Below are 7,220 nucleotides of genomic sequence, written 5' to 3' on the forward strand. Positions count from 1 at the left end.
TCCTAAGTCGTGCAGAGTCAACGATTTGCGTCCTTCCGACGCGATCCACGCCTGTTCGGCATCGTGAGTCCACTGGGTTGGGAGTGCTGACGGAGTGACGAAAAAAGAGATCGTGCGAGTCATTTCCGAAGAACTCGGATTGACCCAGCAGCAGACCAAAGAGGTTGTGCAACGGACGTTCGATTCAATCGTCGAAACCTTGGTTCGCGAAGGCAGAATCGAGTTGCGAAACTTTGGCGTCTTCGAAGTCAAACTTCGAGCCGCTCGCAACGCGAGGAACCCCAAAACGAGCCAACAAGTTCACGTCCCTGAAAAGTACGTCGTCAGTTTCAAACCTGGAAAGGTGATGGAACAGCGAGTTCAGGAGCTGAGCGAAAAACCCAGCCGACCGGATTGGCTGGACATGACGGATGAATCCAGCACCGCACGCTCGGGGAAACCCGGCACCTCGGATCCAAAATCCACCGACCGTTTAAACCAAAATTCAAAATCACCTCGCGATTCAGACGGCCCCATCAGCCCGAGCGGCAACTGGGGATAGTGGGAATCGCGAACGCTTGTTGTTCACGGAGGAACCCCAGATGACACTTTCGACAGCGGCGATCGACGCCACCGAAGCCAAAACCTCGGCTGGCCCAGCGACCCGGACTCGTTCCGCGCTGAAATCGGCCGCCATGCGAATGATCCTCGGGTTGACCTTGATGGTCGCGGTTTCGACCAGCGTCGGATGCTTCGTGCCGATCTATTCGGCTCGCCCTGAACGCCGTGTGCAACAGTTGCTCTATACTTCGGAAAACTTGCGTGCCATCGTCGACGAATGGGAACGCTTCTGGCAGCTCGATGCACCGAGTCACCTGACTCCGATCCGTACCCACGGCGGCGTCCTCTAAGCAGAACAACGACAAACGCCTGGATGCCTGCATACGTCCGGGCGCAACAGTCCATATCGATAGGACCGGTTCCTTTCCGCCTGCACGACAGGTGGAAGGGAATCGGTCCTATTTTCGTTTGCGAGTCCAAGGCGTTGCTTGGGCAGGCGTGCATCATCAACGCTGATCAACGGGCATGCACGGAAATCCAGACTACAGCGTTCTCGTTAGCGCACTGCGCCCCAATCGGCTAGAGCCTTCACTCCAACGACTGGAGCCAAGGCATCAGCCGATCCCAGCAAGGGAACACCCCTATAGAGTCCAGACGCCGGACAGTGTTTACGCGCCGGGTGAAATTGTTTACGCGCCGGGTGAAATATTGCGCATCGAGAAGATACCGTCCCTTCGGAATGAGTATCCTTTCTCTCTCCGCCTTTTAATCTCCTCCGGCTTTTGATTCACAACATGAACCATCAACGGCACCTGGCCAGTCTGCTCGCGTTTGTTTTTTTGATTGCGGGACCGCTCCAAGCTCAAGAAACTTTTCGCTATGAGGCCGATTGGGATTCGATCCGGAGCCACTATGAATGCCCGGAATGGTTCCGCGATGCGAAGTTTGGAATTTTTGTTTTCTGGGGCCCGGCTTCGGTTCCTCAGGTCGGCAACGACAAGTACGGAAAATGGATGTACGTGCAAAAGTACGTCCCCAACGGCATTGATATCCGCCGGTATCACGAAGCTCATTTCGGGCATCAATCGGTGTTCGGATACAAGGACTTCTTTCCACGTTTCAAAATGGAAAACTACCAACCGGAGGAATGGGTATCGCTGTTCGTCGAATCCGGTGCACGGTACATCGTCCCCGTTGCAGAGATGCATGACGGGTACGCCATGTACGCGTCCAAACACACGCGTTGGAATGTGGTGGACGTTGGCCCGAAACGTGACGTGATGCGATCACTCGTGGACACGGCACGCGACCGCGACCTGAAAGTCGGACTCTCGTCGCACTTCGCGTGGAACCGTGAGTACTACCCGAAGTGGGACCCGACCTTTGACACAAACGACCCGCAGTACCAAGACCTTTACGGAAAACCGGTCGACAAGGATGCGCCACCGACGCAGGAGTTCCTCGACCAGTGGTGGGATCGCACGACCGACATCGTCGATCAGTATCAACCGGACATTTTGTGGTTCGATTTCGGGCTCGACAAACCCGGGTTCGCTCCGGTGCACAAGAAGATCATGGCGTACTACTACAACAAAGGTCTCGAGTGGAATAAAGGAGTCGTTTTCCAAGACAAGAACATGCGGTTCGAGTCGTTCCCGGAAGACCTGATGGTCCTCGACATTGAACGCGGCCGACGCAGCGAGGCGAGCGAACTGCCATGGCAAACCGATACCGCCGTCGGCAAGATCTCATGGACTTGGATCATCAATGAGAATTACAAGTCGTCGGACTTCTTGATCGATGAGCTTATCGACATCGTCAGCAAGAACGGAAACCTGTTGCTCTCGATCGGCCCGAAACCGGACGGGACAATCGGCGAACGCGAGACAGCGATCCTGCGTGACTTCGGAGCCTGGCTCAAAATCAACGGCGAAGCGATTTACGGCACGCGTCCATGGAAAGTCTACGGTGAGGGCCCTGCGAAGTTTGCCGCCGGCGAAAACAGATTCAAACACCAACATCACACCGAATACGATGATGTCGAATCGGTCGCCGCCGACATCCGCTTCACGAGCAAGAACGAAACGCTCTACGCGATCTCACTGGCGTGGCCCGAAGACGGAACCTTCCGAATCGAAACCCTCCGACACGGCAGCCCTCACGTTACCCACCCCATCGCCTCGGTCGACTTCATCAGCGGACCAAAAAACATCACGTGGGAACAAACCGACGAAGCCCTCGTCATCCAAACCAACCAAGAAAAACCCTGCGAAGCCGCCTACGCATTCCGCGTTCGATTCGAGTCCGCCGAATAGGACCAACCAAATGTAGCCGGAGTCGCCAGACTTCGGTTGACTGTCAACGAGGTGGCATGCTCCTACTTGCTGCACGACTCTCAACTCTTGGCGAGTTCAGCTACGGGCGTTTAAGCTCGAGGCGCATAAAAAAAGAGCGTCTGATTGCTCAGACGCTCTTTCGTTCTTTCAGCTCGACTACCGTCGACTTAGGACTTGTCGTCCGACGAGTCTTCCGATTTTTCGCCTTCGGAGCTTGCACTCGCGCCGACGGCTTCTTCGGAATCCTTTGGATCAGGTAATCCGCGAACTTCGCCTTCGAAGTTCAAACGGGTGATCTTGCCGGAGTCGTCGCGGTGGACGTCGATGACAATCGTGTCCTTGCCAACGAACGTTCCACGCAGCAACTCTTCGCCGAGCGGGTCTTCGATTCGCTGTTCGAGGGCACGACGCAACGGACGAGCACCGTAGTCGAGGTTGCTTCCCTTCTTGACCAAGAACTCTTTCGCGTCGTCGGTCAATTCGAGAGCCAATCCACGTTCGAGCAATCGCTCGCGAACCTTTTGCAGTTCGAAATCGATGATGCCCTTGAGGTCGGTCGTCGTCAGGTGACGGAAGATGATCGTGTCGTCGAGTCGGTTGAGGAACTCAGGCCGGAAGACGCGTTCGATCGAATCCATCACGCGTGATTTCATCGAATCGTAGCTCGCATCGCCGTCTGGTTTGGCAAAACCGAACGCCGCTTCGTTCTTGATCGCTTCAGCACCCGCGTTGGTGGTCATGATCAAGATCGTGTTGCGGAAATCGACGTTGCGACCGAAGGAGTCCGTCAAACGGCCTTCTTCCATCACTTGCAGCAACATGTTGAAAACGTCTGGGTGTGCCTTTTCGATTTCGTCGAACAGGACAACCGCGTACGGACGACGGCGAATCTTCTCGGTGAGCTGACCGCCCTCTTCGTAACCGACAAATCCGGGAGGCGCCCCGATCAGACGGCTGACGTTGTGTTTCTCCATGTACTCCGACATGTCGATATGCACGAGCGCGTCAGGGTCGCCGAACATGTATTCCGCGAGCGCCTTGGCGAGCAACGTTTTACCGACACCGGTTGGACCGGCAAAGATGAACGAACCGGTTGGCCGTTTCGGATCTTTCAGACCCGAACGACTACGCCGGACAGCCTTCGCGATCGCCGTAACGGCTTGCTCTTGGCTGACCACACGTTGGTGCAGTTCCTCTTCCATCTTGAGCAGACGCAGCGAATCCTCGGTCGACAGACGTGTCAGTGGAATGCCGGTCATCTTGCTGACCACTTCGGCAATCACTTCTTCGTCGACGACGCCATCGGTTTGCTGGCTCTTCTCACGCCACTCCTGAGTGATCTTCTCTTTCTTCTTACGAAGTTTCTCAGCCTGATCACGCAGGTTTGCGGCTTTCTCGAAGTCTTGGTTAGCAACCGCGTCTTCTTTGTCCTTGTTCAGCGTTTCGACTTGCTCGTCGATCTCTTTGAGGTCTGGTGGACGAGTCATCGAGCGGAGTCGCACACGAGCACCGGCTTCATCGATCACGTCGATCGCCTTATCGGGCAGGCAACGTGCGGTGATGTAGCGTTCGCTCATCTCGACCGCAGCGACGACAGCGTCGTCGGTGAATTGAACGCGGTGGTGTTCTTCGTAACGCTCGCGGAGCCCCTTGAGGATCTCGATCGTTTCCTCGGTCCCGGTCGGTTCGACCATGATCTCTTGGAAACGACGTGCCAGAGCGTTGTCCTTCTCGATGTACTTGCGGTACTCATCGAGGGTCGTCGCACCGATGCACTGGATTTCACCACGGGCGAGAGCAGGCTTGAGAACGTTGGCGGCGTCAATCGCGCCTTCCGCCCCACCGGCTCCCACCAGTGTGTGCAATTCGTCGATGAACAGAATCGTGTTCTTGACGCGACGCACTTCCGTCATCACGGCTTTGATTCGTTCTTCGAATTGTCCACGGTATTTCGTACCGGCGACCATCATCGCGAGGTCGAGAACGACGATGCGTTTCTCGCTGAGGATTTCAGGCACCTCGCCACTGATGACGCGTTGCGCGAAACCTTCGATTATCGCGGTCTTACCGACACCGGCTTCCCCGAGCAGGACCGGGTTGTTCTTGGTACGTCGGCAGAGAATCTGAATCGCACGCTCGATTTCGCGAGCCCGTCCGATGACCGGATCCAATTCGCCTTTGCGAGCGAGTTCCGTGAGGTCGCGGCCGAAACTGTCCAGAGCCGGAGTCTTGCTCTTGCCGCTCTTACTGCTGCCGCTTCCGCTGCCGCCGCCTTCGCTGCCTTCACCCGCACGACCACCGCGTTCGCCGACTTCCGCTCCTTCGAGACCGTGTCCGAGGAGGTTGAGCACCTCTTCGCGGACGTCTTCGAGTTTCAACCCGAGGTTCATCAGAACCTGAGCGGCGACGCCTTCCTGTTCACGCAGAAGGCCGAGCAAGATGTGCTCGGTACCCACATAGCTGTGATTCAGGTTGCGGGCTTCCTCCATCGAATACTCGATGACCTTTTTCGCCCGAGGCGTTTGTGGCAACTTGCCAACGGTCACCATTTCGGGACCGCTTTGAACGAGTTTCTCGACTTCGAGACGAATTTTTCGCAAATCGACGTCGAGGTTTTTCAGGACGTTGGCGGCAACGCCGCTGCCCTCTTTCACCAGACCGAGCAAAATATGCTCGGTACCGATGTACTCGTGATTGAATCGCTGAGCCTCCTGGTTAGCCAACTGCATGACTTTCCGGGCTCGGTCTGTAAACCGTTCGTACATGTATTTTCGTCCTTAAATCAAAAACTTCAAATCTGGTTCCGAACCCTCAACGCTGCTGGCGGATAACAGCCCGCATCAACATTTCTAACGCTGTCAAATTGGCGAATCTTTCGCAGCACTGTCAACATCAACGCAAACCGTACACCAAAACCTTACGTTACGACTGGCCTGCTGTCATCCTAGTGGTTTGACGCGGTTTGGGGGATAGGAGTTCACCGGCGGCGGCCACCCCGAGGAGGTCACCCCGGTCAAAACAAAACTTTTCGAGCTGTGCGACAATCTTGTCGTCGCCTTTTTGCGATGCCCGACCCGCCATTTCGATCATTTCCGGCATCACACGCCCTAAAGGCACTTCATCCGGAAACAATTCCATCGCCGCTCGCAAGGCTTCACCGGGACGCCCGAGGCGATCGAGCAGTTCGATGTAGGTTTCGATCGCCCCGCTTCCGTGAACGATTGAATCGACTGTACGGGCTCGCTGCCCAAATAATCGTACCGCAGTGTCTACATTTTTCCCCAGAAGTGCGGAGAAGAACGCCGCATGAGCGGGGTAGAAATCCACAAAAGGCTCCTCCCCGGGGTACTGAAAATCGGGTGGCAGTTGTCGGCCATATTGGCACAATTGCAAAGCCTTCTCGAGCAAACCGGGATCGTCCAAAACCTGCGCAAACCGCACCACAGACGCCAAATGCGTGGTGTCGAGGTGGTAGCCGCCCCCGCCGAGAATCCACTTGTGCTTGGTCACGAGTTCGCCGAGCACGGCGTTGTCGCGGTCGCGCTGAATAGCGTCAGGATCGATCCCGTTGTCGGACGCACGCTGTGCAAAGTCTTCGCGGACGCGCTCATCGAGTTCGTCAAAGAGATGAATGAGCAGACATTTTGCCGCGATTTTTTTGTCTTCACGGCTTCGACTGGAGATCGTTGAATCGTACAGCGTGATCGAGTTACAGGTGCCTTGCTGCTGCAGCACGGCGTTGAACCCACGCTCGAGATCGACGCCCTCGTGAAGCAACACGTGGATCATTTCGTCGTAGTTGTCTTCGGTGATCTCGACGGTCGAGAACAGTCGTTTGGCTAACGCCGGGTCGCCGATCGGACGCAGGTACATCCACCCTTCGCCGATCTTGCCGTCTTCGATCAACATCGCCCCGGCCTGTCGACACGCATCGAGCAAACCTTCCTCGAGGCCGCGCTGAATCTCCGCCTCGCGGGGCGTTTGCATGCCCAGTTTCTCATCGGGCGGTGCGATCATCGGCAGCCCGAACCGCATCCGACTTTTCATCTTCATCGCTTCGAACAATTCCACCGGTCGGCGTTCTCGACGATAGAACGCAATCACTTCGTCGATTCGCTTGGCGGGATCTTTGCTGAGTTTTTGCAGCAGTTGCGGATCGAGGGCGGGTGCGGAAGTCGGGGCGTCGTTCACGGCGGGGCTCGGAAGGAGAACGGAGGCGGGATGGCGTCGCGTGACGGTTTCGTCGAAATCACTAGTATTCCACTGCAACGTGGCTTTCGGGTGGAATCGTAGTGGATGACGCAAGGAATCCCCTTGCGTGACTAACGCATCAAGGACTCGTCG

Annotated in this window: 5 protein-coding genes; 3 read left to right on the forward strand and 2 right to left on the reverse strand. The window is 56.1% G+C overall.

Features of this window, described 5'->3' with window-relative positions:
* Positions 1–112 precede the first annotated feature (112 nt).
* The 3 genes from RSSM_RS13410 (at position 113) to RSSM_RS13420 (ending at position 2,855) form a co-directional block, all read left to right on the forward strand.
* Positions 113–541 carry an HU family DNA-binding protein gene (locus tag RSSM_RS13410; RefSeq protein ID WP_236621129.1) on the forward strand — a complete coding sequence of 143 codons (429 nt, stop codon included), beginning with the start codon at positions 113–115 and terminating at the stop codon, positions 539–541.
* A 40-nt stretch (positions 542–581) separates the two neighbouring features.
* Positions 582–890, forward strand: a complete 309-nt coding sequence (locus tag RSSM_RS13415) for a hypothetical protein (protein ID WP_008679441.1) — start codon at positions 582–584, stop codon at positions 888–890.
* Between the two features lie 444 nt (positions 891–1,334).
* Entirely contained in the window at positions 1,335–2,855 is a 1,521-nt protein-coding gene (locus RSSM_RS13420) for an alpha-L-fucosidase (protein WP_044302483.1), read from the forward strand.
* Between the two features lie 188 nt (positions 2,856–3,043).
* Here RSSM_RS13420 and RSSM_RS13425 read toward each other — a convergent pair whose 3' ends face one another.
* Together RSSM_RS13425 and RSSM_RS13430 are read right to left on the reverse strand one after the other, a co-directional pair.
* Positions 3,044–5,641, reverse strand: coding sequence for an ATP-dependent Clp protease ATP-binding subunit (locus RSSM_RS13425; protein WP_008679444.1), 2,598 nt, complete (start codon positions 5,639–5,641; stop codon positions 3,044–3,046).
* A 157-nt stretch (positions 5,642–5,798) separates the two neighbouring features.
* On the reverse strand, positions 5,799–7,067 hold the full coding sequence (locus RSSM_RS13430) for a hypothetical protein (protein WP_044302493.1): 1,269 nt from the start codon (positions 7,065–7,067) through the stop codon (positions 5,799–5,801).
* Positions 7,068–7,220 lie beyond the last annotated feature (153 nt).

The organism is Aporhodopirellula sallentina SM41, assembly GCF_000346505.1.
Taxonomy (GTDB): domain Bacteria; phylum Planctomycetota; class Planctomycetia; order Pirellulales; family Pirellulaceae; genus Rhodopirellula; species Rhodopirellula sallentina.